The organism is Streptomyces sp. B8-7 (assembly GCF_058833805.1).
Window position 1 is genome coordinate 611,856 of the sequence record NZ_JBYRRL010000005.1, and the last position, 17,576, is coordinate 629,431.

Sequence of the window (17,576 nt, forward strand, 5' to 3'; positions counted from 1 at the left end):
GTGGCTGACCGCCGGATCGCTTGCCACACCCCGGCCCGCGCTCACGGTACGTCCCGGACAAACCCCCTGGAACACCCCGGAACGCGGCACCCCGGAGGACTTCTGACGGATCTCCGCGCCATCGCGGCGTACCGGCACGCTCGCCCACCGCCCCGAGGGCGTGGCCGGGCCCCGCTCGCCGCACCGGACGCCGCGGGCCCCGCCCTCCGGGCGGACGACGCCACCGCCGGAACACGCCCTAGCCCTCCGAGGACTTGCCACCCGAACGAGGGGCACCCACCGTGGCGCCCGCCTTGACGCCCGCGTCCTTGGCCGCGCCGGGAGCCTCGAAGGACTCCAACGCCTCCAGGACGTCCTGGACACGGGAGATCTCGGCGTTGATGTCCTCGCGCCGGCGCACCAGGACCTCCAGCTCCCGCTTGCCCTCCTCGACCGTGCGCCGGGCCTCGCGGACCGCCTCCACCCTGAGCTCCTCGGCCTCCTTCACCAGCGAGGCCTTCTTCTGCTCGGCCTCCTTCAGCAGGCCCTCGGCCTTCTTCACCGCCGCGATGCGCACCTTGCTCGCCTCGGAGTTGGCCTCCGACACCAGCTCCTTGGCCTTGGCACGGGCCTTCTCCAGCTGCTCCTCCGCGGCCTTGATCAGCGCGTCGCAGCGGTCGCCGGTCGACTTCATGGTCTCCGCGGCCTCCCGGCGGGCCCGGTCGTGCAGCTCCTCGATCTCGCCGGTGATGCGGTCGCGCAGCTCCTCCGCGCGCTCTCTTATCGCCGTGGCGTCCCGGCGTGCCCCGACCAGCAGCTCGTCGGCGTCCGTACGGGCCTTCTCGACCAGCGAGTTGCCCTCGACCGTCGCCTCGGACACGATGCGCTCCGCCTCCGAGCGGGCCGCGCCGACCATCGTGTCGGCCTGCGACTCGGCGTCCGCGGTCGCCTGCAGCGCCTGCTGCTGGGCCTCGGTGAGGAGCTTGTCGGCCTCGGCCGTGGTCTCCGTGATGAGGGTGTCGACCTGTTCGGCCGCCTCCGAGCGCCGCTTGTTGGCGTCCCGGCGCGCTTCGTCCAGGGTGCGCTCGGCCTCCTCGCGCGCCGCCGACGTGACCCGCTCGGCCTCCTCGGCCGTCTCCGCCCGCAGCCGTTCCGCCTCCGCGCGCATCCGGTCGGCCTGCTGCCGTGCCGAGCCGACCGTCTCCGCGGCCTCGGCGCGCAGCCGCTCCGCCTCGTCGGTGGCCTCCGCGAGCAGGCGTTCGGCCGCGGTCTGCGCCTCGGTCCGCACCCGCTCGCTCTCGGCGGCGGTCTCCGTGGTCAGCCGCTCCGCCTCGGTCAGCGCCTCGGTCCGCACCCGGTCCGCCTCGGCGGCGGACTCGGCCGCGAGCCGTTCGGCGGCGGCCCGCGCCTGCCCGGTCAGCCGCTCCGCCTCGGCGACCGTCTCGCCGGTCAGCCGCTCGGCCTCACTGCGGGCCTCGGTGATCAGGGTGTCCGCCTGCGCCGCCGCGTCCGAGCGGATGCGGTTGGCGTCGTCGCGGGCGTCGGCCCGGGTGCGCGAGGCGTCCTGGTCGGCCTGGGCGATGGTGTCCGACGCCTCGGTGCGTACCCGCTGGGCGTGCTCGGCGGCGTCGGAGCGGACCCGCTCGGCCTCGGCGAGCGCCTCGGTCATGGTGTGCTCGGCGAGCGCCTTCGCGGCCTCCGCCTCCTCGGCCGCCTCGCGGCGCAGCCGGCCGGCGTCCTCACCGGCCCGCTCCCGCTCGGCGTAGGCGTCGGCGCGGACCCGGTCCGCCTCCTCCTGGGCCTCCCTGCGGGTGCGGTCCGCGGCGTGCTCGGCGGCCGAGCGCAGCCCGGCGATCTCCTCCTGGGCCTGCTCGTGCAGGCCCGACACCGACTCGCGGACCTGCTGCGCGTGCTGCTCGGCGGCCGACACCATCTCGGTGGCGCGCCGGTCGGCCTCCTCGACCAGCCGGGTCGCCTCGGTCTCGGCCTCCTCGACCCGGGTGCGGGCGCTGGCCAGCAGCTCCTCGCTCTGCTCGCGGGCCCGCTGCCGCTCCTGGTCGGCCTCCTGCCGGGCGGAACCCAGCAGTTCCTCCGCCTCCCGGCGGCGCCGGGAGGCCTCCTCCTGCGCGGCGGCCAGCGTCTCCGACGCCTCCGTGCCGAGCCGCTCGGCGGCGGCCTGCGCCTCGGCGCGCACCCGGTCGGCGCTCTCCTGGGCCTCCGCCCGCAGCCGCTCCGCCTCGGCGGCGGCCTCGGTGCGCAGCCGTACCGCGACGGACTCGCCCTCGGCGCGGGCGGCCGAGGCGTCGGCGGCGGCCTCGGTGCGCAGCCGATCCGCCTCGTCCTCCGCCTGCTCCCGCAGTACGCGGATCCGCTCGGCGGCCTCGGTGCGCAGCCGCTCGGTCTCCTCGGCCGCCTCGCGGCGGATCCGCCCGGCCTGCTCGCGGGCGTCGGCCAGCGCCTCCTCGGCGGCGGCGAGGCGCTGCTCGGCCTCGCTGTGCCGGCGGGTCAGCTCCTCGTCGGCCTCCGCCTCCCGGGCGGCGACCGCCCGCTCGGTCTCCTCGCGCAGCTCCCGGGCGGCCCGCTCGGCGTCCGTCCGGACGCCCTCGGCCTGCTCCGCGGCCTCCTCGCGGTGCCGCTCGGCCTCCGCGCGGGCGCGCTCCAGGGTCTCCTCGGCCTGCCGGCGCAGCGCCGTCGCCCGCTCGATCGCCTCGGTGCGGACCTTCTCGCTGTCCGCGGTCGCGCCGCTGCGCAGCTCGTCGGCGTCGGCCTTGGCCTTGGCGAGCAGTTCCTCGGCGGAGCGGGCCGCCTCCTCGATCTGCGCCACGGCCTCGCGCCGGGCCTCCGCGCGGATCTTCTCGCCCTCGTCGACCGCGGCCGCGCGCAGCTGCTCGGCCTCGCCGCGCAGCCGGCGCGCCTCCTCCTGCAGTTCGACGGTCTTGGCGCGGTACTCCTCGGTGTCGTCCTTGGCGGCGCCCTTGAGCTGCTCGGCGATGTCGTGCGCCTCGGCGCGCAGCCGGTCGGCCTCGGCCTCCGCCTCACGGCGGATCCGCTCGGCCTCCTCGGCGGCGGCCCTGGTGGTCTGCTTGGCCTCTTCCGCCGCCCTGTTCAGCACGTCCTCGGCGGTCTTGGCCGCCTTCGACAGCTGGGTCGCGCTCTCCTCGGCGGTGATGGTGCGGGCCTTCTCGGCGGCCTCCGCCACGACCTTCTCGGCCTCGGTGCGGGCGTCGGCCAGTGCCTGCTCGGCCTCGGCTCGGACGCTCTCGGCCTCTTTGGTGGCCTCGCCGACCAGCCGGGCGACCTGCTCCTTGGCGGTGCGGGTGCGGGTGTCGTTGGCGGCCTCGGCGCCCGCCAGCGCCTTGGCGGCGGCCTCCTTGGCCTCGGCGACCAGCTTCTCGGCCTCGCTCTGCGCCTTGCGCAGGGCCTCCTCGGCCTCGGTGATGCGCTGCTCGGCGGCCCGGCCGAGTTCGGCGGCCTGCCGGCGGGCGGTGTCGGACTCGTTCGCCGTGGTGGAGCGGAGCCGCTCGGCGTGGTCGGTGGCCTCCTGGGCCTGGGCGGAGGCCGCGTTCAGCAGCCGCTCGGCGTCGGCGCGGGCCCGGCGCAGGATCTGCTCGGCCTCCGCGCGGCCCGCCTCGGCCTCGGCCTGGAGCCGCCGGCCGGCCTCGCCGGTCAGCCGCTCGGCCTCCGCGCGGGCGGCGGCCAGTGCCTGCTCGGCCTCCGCGCGGGACTCCTCCAGCAGGCGGCGGGCCTGGGTCTCGGTGCGGGCACGCAGCTGTTCGGCCCAGGCGACGTTCTCGTTGACGTGGGACTCGACGGTCTGCCGGCGTTCCGCGAGCTCCTGGTCGAGCTGCTGGCGGCGGGTCACCGCCTCCTGGTGCAGTTCGGCCTGGAGCCGGGCCGCCTGCTCGGCGTGCTCCTGCAGGATCCGCTGGGTCTGCGCGCGCACCTGGCTGAGCTCGCGCTCGGCGTCGGCGCGCAGCTGGTCGGCCTGCACCTGCGCGTTGCGCAGCAGCTGCTCGGCCTGGTAGCCGAGGTCGCCACCGTCGTAGGCGGGCCTGGTCATCAGGGTGCGGCGCGCCTCGTGCAGCTTGGCCCGCAGCACCTCGACCTGGTAGCCGAGGTCCTCGGCGTGCTGGATCGCCTTTTCCCGCTCGGTCTTCAGCCGCTTCATCTCGGCCTCGAACCGAGAGAGGTGGTCGACGTCAGCCGCCGGCTCTCGCTCCTGGCTCTCGTAGCCCCGCACTGCGCGGTCCCATCCGTCCCCTGGTCGCAAGTCTGTCCACAGAGCTCCGTCCATCCGCCGGACGGGGCCCCCGGGGGAATGGTGTCAGATCATCGAACGGAGCATGGGCTGCTGCCCGGCGCTCGTCCCCCGAAACCCGGACCCCGGCCTGCGGCCGCCCGGGACAGCCGGGCGACCGCACCCAACCCTACCGGCCCTTATGTACGAGGGTCAGTGCTCAGGCGACTCAACGTCCGCGGAAGTGACCAGTTCGGTGAGGACGCCGTGGCAGTCCTTGGGATGCAGGAAGGTGATCCTCGATCCCATGGAGCCGCGCCGGGGCTCGTCGTAGAGCACGCGGACGCCCTTGCCGCGGATTCCGGCGGCGTCCCCGTCGACGTCCGCGGTGCCGAAGGCGATGTGGTGGACGCCCTCGCCGTTCTTGGCGAGCCACTTGGCGACGGTGGAGTCCTCCCGGGTCGGCTCCAGCAGCTGGAGGTAGGTCGAACCGCCGTCCGACGTATCGTTGATCTTGAGCATGGCCTCGCGCACGCCCTGCTCCTCGTTGACCTCGGAGTGGAAGACCTCGAAGCCGTAGGTGGCCCGGTAGAACTCGACCGTCCGGTCGAGGTCGAAGCAGGCGATCCCGATGTGGTCGATTCGCGTCAGCATGGAATCAGTGGAGCGCTCCGGAGGTGGTTACGCAACGTGCGCGCGATCACACCGGTGGCCCGATGACGGGTGCCGTACGGCGTCAGTACATTCGAGTAAACCCTCGTTCACTCCTCAGCTCGTGCAGCTGGAAGGGGATCGCACCTCATGACCGGAACGAACAGCGCCACCTCCGTCATCGTCGCGGGCGCCCGCACCCCGATGGGCCGGCTGCTCGGCTCGCTGAAGTCCTTCTCGGGGGCCGATCTGGGCGGCGTCGCCATCAAGGCCGCGCTGGACCGGGCGGGGATCGGCGGTGACCAGGTGCAGTACGTGATCATGGGCCAGGTGCTCCAGGCCGGGACAGGGCAGATCCCGGCGCGCCAGGCCGCCGTCAAGGCCGGCATCCCGATGAGCGTGCCGGCCCTCACCATCAACAAGGTGTGCCTGTCCGGACTCGACGCGATCGCGCTGGCCGACCAGCTCATCCGGGCCGGCGAGTTCGACATCGTGGTCGCGGGCGGCCAGGAGTCCATGACCAACGCGCCCCACCTGCTGCCGAAGTCCCGTGAGGGCTACAAGTACGGCGCCGTGGAGATGCTCGACGCGATGGCCCACGACGGCCTGACCGACCCGTGGGAGAACATCCCCATGGGCGAGTCCACCGAGAAGCACAACACCCGCCTGGGCATCGGCCGCGCCGAGCAGGACGAGTTCGCCGCCCTGTCCCACCAGCGGGCCGCCGCCGCGCAGAAGAACGGCGTGTTCGAGGCCGAGATCACGCCCGTCGAGATCCCGCAGCGCAAGGGCGAGCCGGTCGTCTTCAGCAAGGACGAGGGCATCCGCCCCGAGACCACCGCCGAGTCGCTGGGCAGGCTGCGCCCGGCCTTCACCAGGGACGGCACGATCACCGCCGGGTCCGCCTCGCAGATCTCCGACGGCGCCGCCGCCGTGGTCGTGATGAGCAAGGCCAGGGCGCAGGAGCTGGGGCTGGACTGGATCGCCGAGATCGGCGCCCACGGCAACGTGGCCGGCCCGGACAACTCCCTGCAGTCCCAGCCGTCCCACGCGATCCTGCACGCTTTGAAGAAGGACGGCCTCCAGGCCGCCGACCTCGACCTGGTCGAGATCAACGAGGCGTTCGCGGCGGTCGCGGTGCAGTCGATGAAGGACCTCGGTGTCCCCGCCGACAAGGTGAACGTCAACGGCGGCGCCATCGCGCTCGGCCACCCCATCGGCATGTCCGGCGCCCGTCTGGTGCTGCACCTGGCGCTGGAGCTGAAGCGGCGCGGCGGCGGGGTCGGCGCGGCCGCGCTGTGCGGCGGCGGCGGCCAGGGCGACGCGCTGATCGTGCGGGTGCCGCAGGACTGAGGCCGCCGGCCCGCCCCAGGGGCCCGGACCGCCCGGCCGCCCACCCCCTCGACGAGAACGGGAGCAGTGAATGCAGGACGTCTCCGCACTGGTGGCCCAGGCCAGGGAGGGCCGGCCGCGGGCCGTGGCCCGGCTGATCTCCCTGGTGGAGGGGGCGTCCCCGCAGCTCAGGGAGGTCATGGCGGCGCTGGCCCCGCTCACCGGCAGCGCGTACGTGGTGGGGCTGACCGGCTCCCCGGGCGTGGGCAAGTCCACCTCGACGTCCGCGCTGGTGACGGCGTACCGCAAGCGGGGCCGGCGGGTCGGGGTGCTGGCGGTCGACCCGTCCTCGCCGTTCTCCGGCGGGGCCCTGCTCGGCGACCGGGTCCGGATGTCGGAGCACGCCTCCGACCCGGGCGTCTACATCCGCTCCATGGCGACCCGCGGCCACCTCGGCGGCCTGGCCTGGTCGGCGCCCCAGGCGATCCGGGTGCTGGACGCGGCCGGCTGCGACGTGATCCTCGTGGAGACGGTCGGCGTCGGCCAGTCCGAGGTGGAGATCGCCTCGCAGGCCGACACCAGCGTGGTGCTGCTCGCGCCGGGCATGGGCGACGGCATCCAGGCCGCCAAGGCGGGCATCCTGGAGATCGGTGACGTGTACGTGGTGAACAAGGCGGACCGGGACGGCGCCGACGCCACGGCCCGCGAGCTGAACCACATGCTCGGCCTCGGCGAGTCCCGTGCGCCCGGCGACTGGCGGCCGCCGATCGTGAAGACGGTCGCGGCGCGCGGCGAGGGCGTCGAGGAGGTCGTGGAGGCCCTGGACAAGCACCGGGCGTGGATGGAGGAGCGGGGCGTGCTCGCCGAGCGGCGGCTGGCCCGTGCCTCCCGGGAGGTGGAGACGATCGCGGTGACCGCGCTGCGGGAGCGGATCGGCGACCTGCACGGCGACCGGCGGCTGAGCAGCCTGGCGCAGCGGATCACGGCCGGTGAGCTGGACCCGTACCGGGCGGCGGACGAACTGGTGGCGGGTCTGACCCGGGGCTGACCGGGCGGGCGGGGCCCGGCGCGGGGGTGCGGGCCGGCCGGCCCGGCCGGCCGAGAGGGGCGGCGACGGCGCCGGGACACCTGGGTGCGGTGCCCGCGCCGTCGTGGCGGGGCCGGGCAGGAACCCGGGGAGCGGTGGAGCGGGGCGAGATGCCTTCGCCGCCGGGCCGGTCCGGCGGCCCCTCACCCGGGGCCGGCCGCCGGTCCGGTCGGCCTGGCCCGTCCGCGGGTCCGTCCGTGCCGCCCGGGCGACGGTCCGGCGCGCCGGTCCGTTCTCGCGCGGCCGGCGGAGACCCTCCCCGGGCCCGGAGTCCGCGGCGGACTCCGGCCGGCGCGCCTGTGGGGTGCTCCGCCGACGGCCCCTGAACGGCCGGACCGCCCTCAGGGGCGGCCGCGCTGGCCTCGCAGGTGCTCGGCGATCGGCCGCAGCGAGTTGTCGAGGTCGCCGAGCGCGTCGGGGGAGAGCAGGTCGATGAAGTGCCGGCGCACGGAGGCCACGTGGTGCGGGGCGACCCGCCGCATCGTCTCCATGCCGTGCTCGGTGAGCACCGCGTACAGCCCGCGCCGGTCGGACTCGCAGTTCTCCCGGCGCACCAGGTTCGCGTTCTCCATGCGCGTGATCTGGTGCGAGAGACGGCTCTTGGACTGCAGGGTGGCGGAGGCCAGGTCGCTCATCCGCATCCGCAGGTCCTCCGACTCGGAGAGGTTCACCAGGATCTCGTAGTCGTTCATCGTCAGTCCGAACGGCTGCAGATCCTTCTCGAGCTGGTAGGTCAACAGCCTGTTGACCTCCAGGTGGGTGCGCCAGGCGCACTGCTCCGCGTCACTCAGCCAGCGGGTGGCCGTTTCGGTCTCCATGAATGAAGTCTACCTAAGAAGTTGAAAGGCGTACTAATCGGGGGGTGGTGTGACGGCGTGCACGCGCGTTCGATGTCACACTCCGCAGACTACCGCTCACAGCCCGAAGCGACGCTGGAGGTCTCCGAGCTGTCCGGGAAGGCGCGGTACCCCTTGGCCACCGTGCGGACCGCCGCCCGGCACCCCCTGCTGGTGCGGAACCGTCCCCGTCGCCCGCTCGGGCATCAGCTTCTCGGTGGACTGCAGCAGGACCGTCCCGGCCCCGACGAAGTCGAACTGGTGCTCCTCCCCGGAGGCCCCGCCCAGGCCCGTCAGTGCACGTAGACCGCCCATCACGCCGGTCATGTAGCCGTGGTCGTAGTGGTGACAGGGCGACGGGCAGTCCGCCCAGCCGACGAGCGCCTGCGGGTCCACGCGGATCGGCGGCTCCATGAACACCACCGGGCCGTTCGACGCGGCGACGAACTTCCCCGTTCCGATCAGCGTGAGAAAACCCGGCACGATCGATTGTTTCAGCGACAGACTTGGCTGAAAAGCGAGCAGGTTGCCGGAGCGAATGGTCAGATTGCCGTCGTCGAGGTCGTACGCATTGACGTCGAAGGCCCGGTCGGCGAGCAGCATCCTGCCCGAGCCCTCCGCCACGACCCAGTCCGAGGCGTGCAGAGGCGAATGAAACGAGGTGCGGACAAGGCGGTCCAAACGCCCGTGCCCGATGCCCTCGAACGCGATCGAACCGTAGTAGGCGATCATCTTCCCCTTCTGCAGGAACCACTGGGAGCCCCTGAGCTCCACGCAGAAGGTGTACGCGTTGACGTTGTCGTCGACGGGCAGTGTCATCGGGTCGTACGCGGCGGGCCCCGCGCCGGGGTGGGCGGTCACAGCTTCTCCTCCGAGGCCTGGACGAACACCGAGCCGCTGCCGCTGAGCTCCAGCTGGAACGCCTCGCCGGAGCCGCGCCCCACCATGTCGCGCCAGCCGAGCGCGGTCGACAGCTTGTTGCGGACGTCGCCGTGGTGGGCCACGTAGGCCTGGGGGTCGACGTGCACCGGGCGCTGCGGGGTGATCGGCACCTCGAAGACGCCGCCGTGGGCCATGACCGCGACCGCGCCGTGCCCGCGCAGGGCCGTGGTGAACAGCCCCTGCCCGCTGACCTGCCCGCGCACCATGCCCATCACGCCGCCCTGCGCGCCGAGGAACACGGTCGACTGCTCCAGGGTGCCCTCGAAGGCCAGCAGCCGGTCCGCCTCCACGTACAGCGTGTCGCCGCTCAGCCGGATCACCTGCACATGGTGGCCGCCGTGCCCGAACAGCACCGTGCCGCTGCCCTCCACGGACATCAGCGGGGTGTCCTCGCCCGCCACCCGGCGGCCGATCATCGACATGACCCCGCCCCGGCCGCCGGTCACGCTCGGGGTGAAGGACACCTCGCCCCGGTAGGCGAGCATCGCCCCGCGCTGACTGAACAGCCGCTGCCCCGGTGCGACGGTGGCCTCCACCATCTTGGAATTGATCTCCCGGAACGCCATCACACGTCCCCCGCGATCGTGTTGCGCTCGCTCGGCTGCACGTACACCAGGCCGTCCCCCTCGAAGCGGATCTGGAAGGCCTCGCCGCCGCCCTCCCCTAGCAGGGTGCGGAAGCTCACGCCGGACTGGAAGGACTGCCGCAGGTCGCCCTGGTGCGCCACGTACGCCCCCGGGTCGACGCTCAGCGGGTACTGCGGGCTCACCCGCAGCAGGACGGCGGGCCCGTCGGAGGTGATGGCCGCCTGTCCGTGCCCCTCGACGGTGGTGGTGAACAGCCCGTTGCCCTGCGAGGCGCCGCGCAGCCCCGTGAAGGTCGTGCCGGTGCGCAGCCCCGCGTCGGTGGCGAGCAGGTTGCTGCTCTCCACGTGGAGCCTGTCGCCCTGGAGGCTCACCAGGTTGATCTCGGAGGCCCGGTCGGCGAACCAGCAGGTCCCCTGCCCCCTCACCTCCATCACCGTCATCTGCTCGCCGGTGAGCCTGCGGGTCACCATGCCCCGCAGCCCCTCCCCGCCGCCGCTCAGCTTCTTGAAGGCCATCTGCCCGTCGTACGCGACCATCGAGCCGTTCTTCGCCTTCACGGCATCCCCGGTCATGTCGACGGCGAGCACCTTGCTTCCCTGCAGTCGGAACATCGCCACGGAGTGAAGGTAGCCGCCGGGCGACATCACCGGCCAGAGTCCTGGGGCGGAGCGGAACCCGGAGCGGACCCCGAGGCCCGCACCCCGGGACCCTTCGGGGGTGCCCCCGGCGTCGGGACCGCGGGAGGCTTTGCCACAATGGCAGAACGTTTGTGCATGCGTTCACAAACGATCGACGACTCTCCCCTCCGAAGGTGACCCGTGGACATCAAGACCGCCTCCGCCCTGCGCCGGCTCCGCCTGGTCTCGACCCCCGAGGCCGTGTCCTTCCTGCTGCTGCTCGTCTGCTCGGTGCTCAAGCGCACCACGGACTTCAACGCGGTGCCGGTCATGGGGGCCGTCCACGGCCTCCTGTTCGTGCTGTACGTGCTGTTCTGGGCCGACGCCTGGAACCGCGCCCGCTGGCCGCTGGGCACCGCCGCCCTGTACCTCGCCCTGTCCGTCCTGCCCACGGGCGGCTTCTTCGCCGACCGCAGGCTGCGCCGTGAGTCCGAGGACGCCCTCGTCGCCGCGCGCGCCCGCACGGAAGGCGTCGTCAGCGCATGATCGTCGCTTTCTCGGTGACACCGCTGGGGGTGGGCGAGGACGTGGGGGAGTACGTCGCCGACGCCGTGCGGGTCGTGCGCGAGTCGGGCCTGCCGCACCGCACCGACGCCATGTTCACCTCCGTCGAGGGCGAATGGGACCAGGTCATGGACGTGGTGCGGCGTGCCGTCGCCGCCGTGGAGGCGCGGGCGCCCCGGGTCTCCCTCGTCCTCAAGGCCGACATCCGCCCCGGCGTGACGGACGGCCTGACCTCCAAGGTGGAGACGGTCGAGCGGCACCTGGCCGGCTGACGCGCGTCCCCGGGCGCACCCGGGCGGGTGCGCCCGCACGCGGCACCCGGCTGGACGCGCCTGGTTCGACACATGCCTCTATGTCCAGTTTCGTGTGGATATGAATCCGCAATGACTGGAGGGCGTTGTGCGGCCGGAGGGATACGACTACGACACCCACAGCAGACTGGCCGGACCGCTCACGGAGCCGGCCGGCCCCTCCTGCCGGGTGCGGTACACCTCGCTCCTCGCCCGCGAGCCCCGCCGAATACGAGCCGTCGCCCTGATGAGCCTCGCCCCGGTCCTCACCGGGATCCTCCTCGTCTACCTGGTGTGGCCCACCCACTGGGTGGAGCGCGAGGGCGGCGAGCCGTGGATGGTCTGGCTCGACGCCACCATGCTCGTGGCGATCGGACTGATCGAGCTCTTCATGGTCGTGAACGTCGCCTCCGTCGCCCACGCGACCATGGTCGCCCGCGACCCCGTGCCGGTCGTCCCCGAGCAGGGCACCCGCGTCGCCTTCCTGACGACGTACGTCCCCGGCAAGGAACCCCTCGCCATGGTCCGCGCGACCCTGGAGGGCGCCCTGCGGATCCACCACACCGGGCCCCTCGACGTCTGGCTCCTCGACGAGGGCGACGACGCCGCGGCCAGGGCCCTGTGCACGGAACTCGGCGTCCGCCACTTCACCCGGCACGGCGTCGAGGAGTGGAACCGCGCGAAGGGCGCCCACAAGGCCCGCACCAAGCACGGCAACTACAACGCCTGGCTCGCCCGCCACGGCACCGAGTACGACTTCTTCGCCTCCGTCGACACCGACCACGTCCCGCTGCCCGCCTTCCTGGAGCGGATGATGGGCTACTTCCGCGACCCCGACGTGGCCTTCGTCGTCGGCCCCCAGGTGTACGGCAACTACCACAACCCGGTCACCAAGGCCGCCGAGTCGCAGCAGTTCCTCTTCCACGCGCTCATCCAGCGCGCCGGCAACCGCTACCGCTCCCCGATGTTCGTCGGCACCAACAACGTGGTCCGCATCGCCGCCCTCCTCCAGATCGGCGGCCTCCAGGACAGCGTCACCGAGGACATGGCGACCGGCTTCGAACTGCACCGCCGCCGCAACCCCCGCACCGGCCGGCACTGGCGCTCGGTCTACACCCCCGACGTGCTCGCGGTGGGGGAGGGCCCGGCCTCCTGGACGGACTTCTTCACCCAGCAGATGCGCTGGTCCAGAGGCACCTACGACACCCTCCTCAAGCAGTACTGGAAGGCGCCGTTCACGATGCCGCCCGGCCGTCTCCTCTCGTACACGCTGATGCTCGTGTACTACCCGATGACGGCCGTCAACTGGTTCCTGGGCGCCCTCAGCTGCGTGCTGTTCCTCTGGTTCGGCGCCTCCGGCACCCAGGTCGCCGCCTCGGTGTGGCTGATGCTGTACAGCGACGCCGCCGCCCTCCAGGTCGGCCTCTACCTGTGGAACCGGCGCCACAACGTCTCCCCGCACGAACCCGAGGGCTCCGGGGGCCTGGCCGGCATGGCGATGTCCGCGCTGTCCGCGCCGATCTACCTCAAGTCCCTCGCCGAGGCGCTGCTGCGCCGCCCGAGCCGCTTCGTCATCACCCCCAAGGGCGGCGACGCCAGCGCGGACCGGCTGCTGACCTTCCGCATCCACCTGATGTGGGCGGCGGTCCTGGTCAGCGCCCTCACCGCGTCCGTCGTCCTCGGCCACACCCATGTCGCGATGCGCACCTGGGCGGTCCTCGCCACGGTGATCTCCCTCGCCCCCGTGACCGTATGGCTGTCGACCCGGCTCCGCGAGCGGCGCAGGCGCCCGGCGCACGCCCGCACGGCGGCGCCCCTGCTCCCCGACGGCCCCGACGCCAGCCGCCCCGCGCTGGCCGGCAGCGGAGCCACCACCCGGGTCTCCGGCACGAGCACAGGAGGCAACTAGGCCATGGCCTACCAGCCCTCGCAGAGGACCAAGAAGACCGTGCTGGGCATCGGCGGCATCGCCCTCCTGGCCGGCCTGAACGCCCCCGCCGCGCTGGACTTCGCGGGCGACCGCTACCACGCCTACAAGATCGCCCAGCCCGGCTACCAGGCGCGCTACGGCTCCTGGAGCCAGGTCGCCATCCCCGGGCAGTACCGCACCAACGCCATCCACGCGGCCCTGCTGCACACCGGCAAGGTGCTGATCGTGGCCGGGTCGGGCAACGAGCAGAAGAAGTTCGACAAGGGCGAGTTCGACACCGTGCTGTGGGACCCGAAGGCCGGCACCTTCAAGAAGGTCCCCACCCCGGACGACTTCTTCTGCTCCGGCCACGCCCAGCTCCCCGACGGCCGGCTCCTGGTGGCGGGCGGCACCGCCCGCTACGAACTGCTCGACGGGGAGGTGCAGCGGGCGGGCGGCGGCATGCGGGTGAAGAACGAGAACCCCGACAAGGCCGTGCACCTCGGGAAGGGCACCCGTTTCCGCTCCCCGGCGGGCGTCGAGTACGTCAGCCGCTTCGACGTCACCGTCCCCAGGGCCGAGCGCACCTTCGAGATCACCTACGACCGGCGCGGCGTCATGGAGCCCTGGAAGACCACGGTCACCGCCGGCGAGGCACGGGTGTTCGTCGAGGCCGTCAAGAAGGGCCCGCAGTCCGTCACCGGCACCCAGGCCCAGTACGAGATCGTCGGCCTGAAGGGCAGGGACGCCGACAACACCTACGGCCTCTCCGAGAAGATCACCCTGGACAAGCAGGACTTCCAGGGCATCCGCGCGGCCTACGAGTTCGACCCGGTCGCCGAGAAGTACGTCCCGGTCGCCCCGATGGACAAGGCCCGCTGGTACCCCACCCTGGTGGGCCTCGACGACGGCCGTGTCCTCGCCGTGTCCGGGCTGGACGACGTCGGCGTGATCGACCCGGGCGACAACGAGATCTACGACCCCGCCACCAGGAAGTGGTCCCCCGGCCCCAAGCGGTACTTCCCGACCTACCCGGCGCTGTTCCTCACCAAGGGCGGCAAACTCTTCTACCCGGCGGCCAACGCCGGGTACGGCCCCGCCGACCAGGGCCGCGAGCCGGGCCTGTGGGACCTGGACACCAACACCTTCACCAGGGTGCCCGGACTGCGCGACCCGGACCAGACCGAGACGGCCGCCTCCGTGCTGCTGCCTCCGGCGCAGGACCAGAAGGTGATGATCCTGGGCGGCGGCGGGGTCGGCGAGTCCAGGAAGGCGACCGCGCGCACCGCGGTCGTCGACCTCAGGAAGGACAACCCGGTCTTCCGGGACGGACCCGACCTGCCGCAGGGCACGCGCTACCTGAACAGCGTCATCATGCCGGACGACACGGTGTTCACCACCAACGGATCCGAGGACTACCGCGGCCGCAGCGCCAGCAACATCCTCAAGGCGCAGTTCTACGACCCGGGGGCGAACGCCTTCCGCGCGGCCGCGGACCCGACGGTGGGCCGCAACTACCACTCCGAGGCGCTGCTGCTGCCCGACGGCCGGGTCGCCACCTTCGGCTCCGACCCGCTCTTCGACGATGAGCAGAACACCAAGCTGGGCCACTTCGAGCAGCGCATGGAGGTCTTCACGCCGCCCGCCCTGCACCGGGCCGGCGCCGACCGGCCGGTGCTCGGGGAGGGGCCCCGGCAGCTCGACGCCGCGCGCCGGGCCACCTTCCGCACCGAGCACCCCGAGCGTGTCGCCGCCGCCCGCCTGATGCGGCCCAGCGCGGTCACCCACACCACGGACGTGGAGCAGCGCTCCATCGCGCTGGAGGTGACGCGGTCGGACCGGGCGGTGACCTTCGAGGTGCCGGACGACCCGGCGCTCGTGCCGCCCGGCTGGTACATGCTGTTCGCCACGGACGCCGACGGCGCGCCGTCCGAGGCGAAGTGGATCAAGGTCGGCTGAGCCGGACGCGGCGCCGCCCTCCGGCGGCAGGGCCGGGAGGGCGCCGGGAGGACGCCGGGAGGACGACCGGAGCGCGGACGAAGGCAGAGAAGGCGGACGAAGGCCGGAGCGCGGATGAACGGCCGGAGCGCGGATGAACGGCCGGAGGGCGGACGAACGGCCGGACCGGGGCCGTCCGGCCCGGGGCCGTCCGGCCCGGGGCCGTCCGGCCGGGGCCCCGCGAACGGCCGGCCCCCTGGGCGAAGGTCAGGCCCTGGAGTTGCGGGCCAGCTCCAGGGCGTACCGCGGCCACCACCGGCCGGCGTCCGGCCCGCCCTCGCAGGCCCCGTCCGACTCGCCGGGCCGCTTGACCCAGAGGTAGGCGTCCAGGGACCGCTCCCCGGTGTCCGTGGTGGGCGGCGTGCCCAGCGCCCGGCCCGGCGGGTTGCACCAGACGCCGTCCAGCGGGCCGTTGCCGTTGCGGCTGGAGTCGATCACGAAGTGCTTGCCGCCGAGCTGCCGGGAGAGCCGCAGGCCGTACGCCTTCGTGGCGTCGTCCGTCTGGAAGTTGGAGACGTTGAGGGCGAACCCGTCGGCGCCGTCGACACCGGCCCGTCGCAGCGGCTGCACCAGCTTCGAGGAGTCCCGGATCCAGGACGGGTTGCCGGCGTCGAGGTACACCCTGGTGCCGGGCTGCCGCTTGAGCCGGGCGACGGCGTCGCTCAGCAGCTGCTCGCGCTCGGCGTGCTCGGCGCCGGGGGTGCAGCCGTCCACGATGTGGGCGACGGCGTCCGGCTCCAGCACCACCAGCGCCTCGGCGTCGCCGAGGGCGCTTGCGAACCGTTCGATCCAGTCGCGGTAGGCGTCCGCGTCCGCGGCGCCGCCCGCCGAGTGCTGCCCGCAGTCCCGGTGCGGGATGTTGTACGCCACCAGCAGCACGGTCTGCCCCGTGCGGCGGGCCGCGGCGGCGGCCCGCCGCACGACCGGCGCGGGGTCGGTCTCCCCGGCCGGCCACAGCGCGGCCGGCCGGCCGGCGATCCGCTGCAGCAGGTCGGCGTCCCGGGTGCGGCCCTCCCGCCGCCACGCCGCGATCTGCCGGGCGGCGGGGCTGTCCGGGTCGACCCAGAACGGCGAGCCGACCCGCGCGTTCGAGGCGCGCGAGGCGGCCCCGGCCACGGAGGCCTGGTCGATGCCGGGCGCCGCGGAGCACCCCGCGGTGAGAGCGAGGGCGGCGAGGGCGGCCAGCGCCGGGACGGTGTGGGTCGGCCGGGACATGCTGCTCCCTGAGCGGAGGTGACGGTCAGTCACCTATCGTGGCACAATCAGGACATTTTTCACGTAACGGAAGATGTCGGGTGGCGGGCGGGGTGCGGCCAGGAGCGTCCGAGGTGTCCGGAGCGTCCGTCCGGAGCATCCGGAGCGTCCGGGGTGTCCGGAGCGTCCGGGGTGTCCGGGGCGTCCGGGGTGTCCGGAGCGCCCCGCACCCGGTCCGGCGCCCGACGCGGCGGTGGGCGCGGCGGTGGGCAGGGGGCGCGTCCGGCCCCGGCCCCGCCGTCGCGGGGCGGCGGCCCCGCGCCCGAAAGGCGAGACGGGGCTGACCGCATAATGACCGGCCGGTAAGGTCTGGTGCCGTGCCGAAGCCGCTCAGTCTCCCCTTCGATCCCATCGCCCGCGCGGACGAGCTCTGGAAGCAGCGCTGGGGCCGGGTGCCCTCGATGGCCGCGATCACCTCGATCATGCGGGCGCACCAGATCCTGCTCGCCGAGGTGGACGCGGTGGTCAAACCGTACGGGCTGACGTTCGCGCGGTACGAGGCGCTGGTGCTGCTCACCTTCTCCCAGGCCGGCGAGCTGCCGATGTCCAAGATCGGCGAGCGGCTGATGGTGCACCCCACCTCCGTGACCAACACGGTCGACCGCCTGGTCAGGTCGGGGCTGGTGGACAAGCGGCCCAACCCCAACGACGGCCGCGGCACCCTCGCCTCCATCACCGGCAAGGGCCGCGAGGTGGTCGACGCCGCCACCCGCGACCTGATGGCCATGGACTTCGGGCTGAGCGCGTACGACGGCGAGGAGTGCGGGGAGATCTTCGCCCTGCTCAGGCCGCTGCGGATCGCCGCCGGGGACTTCGACGGGGCGTAGCCCCCGCCCTGCCCCCGCCCGCGGGTGCGGTCCCGGGGCTCCGCCGTCCGGGCGCGCCCGGACCCGCGCGAAGATCGCCCGGAACCTGCGGTTACGCTCGACGGCATGAAATCCAGCGTGCTGACCCGCTACCGCGTCATGGCGTACGTGACCGCCGTCATGCTGCTCGTGCTGTGCACCTGCATGGTGTTCAAGTACGGGTTCGACATGGGTGAGGACGTGACCCTGGCGGTCTCCCAGGTCCACGGCGTGCTCTACATCATCTACCTGGTCTTCGCCTTCGATCTGGGCTCCAAGGCGAAGTGGCCGTTCGGCAAGCTGCTGTGGGTGCTGCTGTCCGGGACGATCCCGTTCGCCGCGTTCTTCGTCGAGCGCAGGATCGCCCGCGAGACGCTTCCGCTGGTCAGCGGCGCGCAGCCCGCCCCCGCCAAGGCGTAGCCGGTACCGCCGCGAGGATCTCGCGGCG

15 protein-coding genes are annotated in these 17,576 nt (G+C 73.3%); 8 read left to right on the forward strand and 7 right to left on the reverse strand.

The window, feature by feature from the left end:
* Window positions 1-238: 238 nt before the first annotated feature.
* Together scy and mce are read right to left on the reverse strand one after the other, a co-directional pair.
* Entirely contained in the window at window positions 239-4,219 is a 3,981-nt protein-coding gene (gene scy, locus AC5K6T_RS26860; protein ID WP_493212996.1) for a polarized growth protein Scy, read from the reverse strand.
* Between the two features lie 210 nt (window positions 4,220-4,429).
* On the reverse strand, window positions 4,430-4,870 hold the full coding sequence (gene mce, locus AC5K6T_RS26865) for a methylmalonyl-CoA epimerase (protein WP_493212998.1): 441 nt from the start codon (window positions 4,868-4,870) through the stop codon (window positions 4,430-4,432).
* Window positions 4,871-5,017: 147 nt separating this feature from the next.
* Between mce and AC5K6T_RS26870 the strand changes: the two genes are divergently transcribed.
* Window positions 5,018-6,220: an acetyl-CoA C-acetyltransferase gene (locus AC5K6T_RS26870; RefSeq protein WP_493212999.1), complete on the forward strand. Its 1,203-nt coding sequence runs from the start codon at window positions 5,018-5,020 to the stop codon at window positions 6,218-6,220.
* A gap of 70 nt (window positions 6,221-6,290) precedes the next feature.
* The gene (gene meaB / locus AC5K6T_RS26875; protein WP_493213001.1) at window positions 6,291-7,247 is read left to right on the forward strand and encodes a methylmalonyl Co-A mutase-associated GTPase MeaB; all 957 of its coding nucleotides are present in this window, start codon (window positions 6,291-6,293) and stop codon (window positions 7,245-7,247) included.
* 380 nt (window positions 7,248-7,627) lie between these two features.
* On the opposite strand, the gene AC5K6T_RS26880 is transcribed toward meaB, so the two are convergent.
* The 4 genes from AC5K6T_RS26880 to AC5K6T_RS26895 form a co-directional block, all read right to left on the reverse strand.
* A complete protein-coding gene (locus tag AC5K6T_RS26880; protein WP_493213003.1) occupies window positions 7,628-8,104 on the reverse strand; it encodes a MarR family winged helix-turn-helix transcriptional regulator in 477 nt (158 codons plus the stop codon).
* Window positions 8,105-8,200: 96 nt separating this feature from the next.
* The gene (locus AC5K6T_RS26885) at window positions 8,201-8,983 is read right to left on the reverse strand and encodes an AIM24 family protein (protein WP_493213004.1); all 783 of its coding nucleotides are present in this window, start codon (window positions 8,981-8,983) and stop codon (window positions 8,201-8,203) included.
* Entirely contained in the window at window positions 8,980-9,630 is a 651-nt protein-coding gene (locus AC5K6T_RS26890) for an AIM24 family protein (protein ID WP_493213006.1), read from the reverse strand. The genes AC5K6T_RS26885 and AC5K6T_RS26890 overlap by 4 nt, the downstream gene beginning before the upstream one ends.
* Window positions 9,630-10,262 carry an AIM24 family protein gene (locus AC5K6T_RS26895; protein WP_493213481.1) on the reverse strand — a complete coding sequence of 211 codons (633 nt, stop codon included), beginning with the start codon at window positions 10,260-10,262 and terminating at the stop codon, window positions 9,630-9,632. Before AC5K6T_RS26895 ends, AC5K6T_RS26890 begins: the two co-directional genes overlap by 1 nt.
* Window positions 10,263-10,469: 207 nt before the next feature.
* Here AC5K6T_RS26895 and AC5K6T_RS26900 point away from each other — a divergent pair, with 207 nt between their 5' ends.
* The 4 genes from AC5K6T_RS26900 (at window position 10,470) to glxA (ending at window position 14,990) form a co-directional block, all read left to right on the forward strand.
* Window positions 10,470-10,814: a DUF3817 domain-containing protein gene (locus AC5K6T_RS26900; RefSeq protein WP_493213008.1), complete on the forward strand. Its 345-nt coding sequence runs from the start codon at window positions 10,470-10,472 to the stop codon at window positions 10,812-10,814.
* A complete protein-coding gene (locus tag AC5K6T_RS26905) occupies window positions 10,811-11,104 on the forward strand; it encodes an MTH1187 family thiamine-binding protein (RefSeq protein ID WP_361298920.1) in 294 nt (97 codons plus the stop codon). The genes AC5K6T_RS26900 and AC5K6T_RS26905 overlap by 4 nt, the downstream gene beginning before the upstream one ends.
* Window positions 11,105-11,231: 127 nt before the next feature.
* Complete coding sequence (locus tag AC5K6T_RS26910) at window positions 11,232-13,031, forward strand: glycosyltransferase family 2 protein (RefSeq protein WP_493213011.1); 1,800 nt, start codon at window positions 11,232-11,234, stop codon at window positions 13,029-13,031.
* 3 nt (window positions 13,032-13,034) lie between these two features.
* Window positions 13,035-14,990 carry a radical copper oxidase GlxA gene (gene glxA, locus AC5K6T_RS26915; RefSeq protein ID WP_493213013.1) on the forward strand — a complete coding sequence of 652 codons (1,956 nt, stop codon included), beginning with the start codon at window positions 13,035-13,037 and terminating at the stop codon, window positions 14,988-14,990.
* A gap of 246 nt (window positions 14,991-15,236) precedes the next feature.
* On the opposite strand, the gene AC5K6T_RS26920 is transcribed toward glxA, so the two are convergent.
* Window positions 15,237-16,244: a glycoside hydrolase family 6 protein gene (locus AC5K6T_RS26920; RefSeq protein WP_493213015.1), complete on the reverse strand. Its 1,008-nt coding sequence runs from the start codon at window positions 16,242-16,244 to the stop codon at window positions 15,237-15,239.
* A gap of 356 nt (window positions 16,245-16,600) precedes the next feature.
* Between AC5K6T_RS26920 and AC5K6T_RS26925 the strand changes: the two genes are divergently transcribed.
* Window positions 16,601-17,110 carry a MarR family winged helix-turn-helix transcriptional regulator gene (locus AC5K6T_RS26925; protein WP_493213017.1) on the forward strand — a complete coding sequence of 170 codons (510 nt, stop codon included), beginning with the start codon at window positions 16,601-16,603 and terminating at the stop codon, window positions 17,108-17,110.
* 105 nt (window positions 17,111-17,215) lie between these two features.
* A complete protein-coding gene (locus AC5K6T_RS26930; RefSeq protein ID WP_493213019.1) occupies window positions 17,216-17,548 on the forward strand; it encodes a DUF3817 domain-containing protein in 333 nt (110 codons plus the stop codon).
* Window positions 17,549-17,576: the final 28 nt, after the last annotated feature.

Bases quoted from the DNA above. Each gene is read 5' to 3' on its own strand.
- mce (WP_493212998.1), bottom strand. From the start codon at position 4,870: ATGCTGACGCGAATCGACCACATCGGGATCGCCTGCTTCGACCTCGAC.
- AC5K6T_RS26870 (WP_493212999.1), top strand. From the start codon at position 5,018: ATGACCGGAACGAACAGCGCCACCTCCGTCATCGTCGCGGGCGCCCGC.
- meaB (WP_493213001.1), top strand. From the start codon at position 6,291: ATGCAGGACGTCTCCGCACTGGTGGCCCAGGCCAGGGAGGGCCGGCCG.
- AC5K6T_RS26880 (WP_493213003.1), bottom strand. From the start codon at position 8,104: ATGGAGACCGAAACGGCCACCCGCTGGCTGAGTGACGCGGAGCAGTGC.
- AC5K6T_RS26890 (WP_493213006.1), bottom strand. From the start codon at position 9,630: ATGGCGTTCCGGGAGATCAATTCCAAGATGGTGGAGGCCACCGTCGCA.
- AC5K6T_RS26895 (WP_493213481.1), bottom strand. From the start codon at position 10,262: ATGTTCCGACTGCAGGGAAGCAAGGTGCTCGCCGTCGACATGACCGGG.
- AC5K6T_RS26905 (WP_361298920.1), top strand. From the start codon at position 10,811: ATGATCGTCGCTTTCTCGGTGACACCGCTGGGGGTGGGCGAGGACGTG.
- glxA (WP_493213013.1), top strand. From the start codon at position 13,035: ATGGCCTACCAGCCCTCGCAGAGGACCAAGAAGACCGTGCTGGGCATC.
- AC5K6T_RS26920 (WP_493213015.1), bottom strand. From the start codon at position 16,244: ATGTCCCGGCCGACCCACACCGTCCCGGCGCTGGCCGCCCTCGCCGCC.
- AC5K6T_RS26930 (WP_493213019.1), top strand. From the start codon at position 17,216: ATGAAATCCAGCGTGCTGACCCGCTACCGCGTCATGGCGTACGTGACC.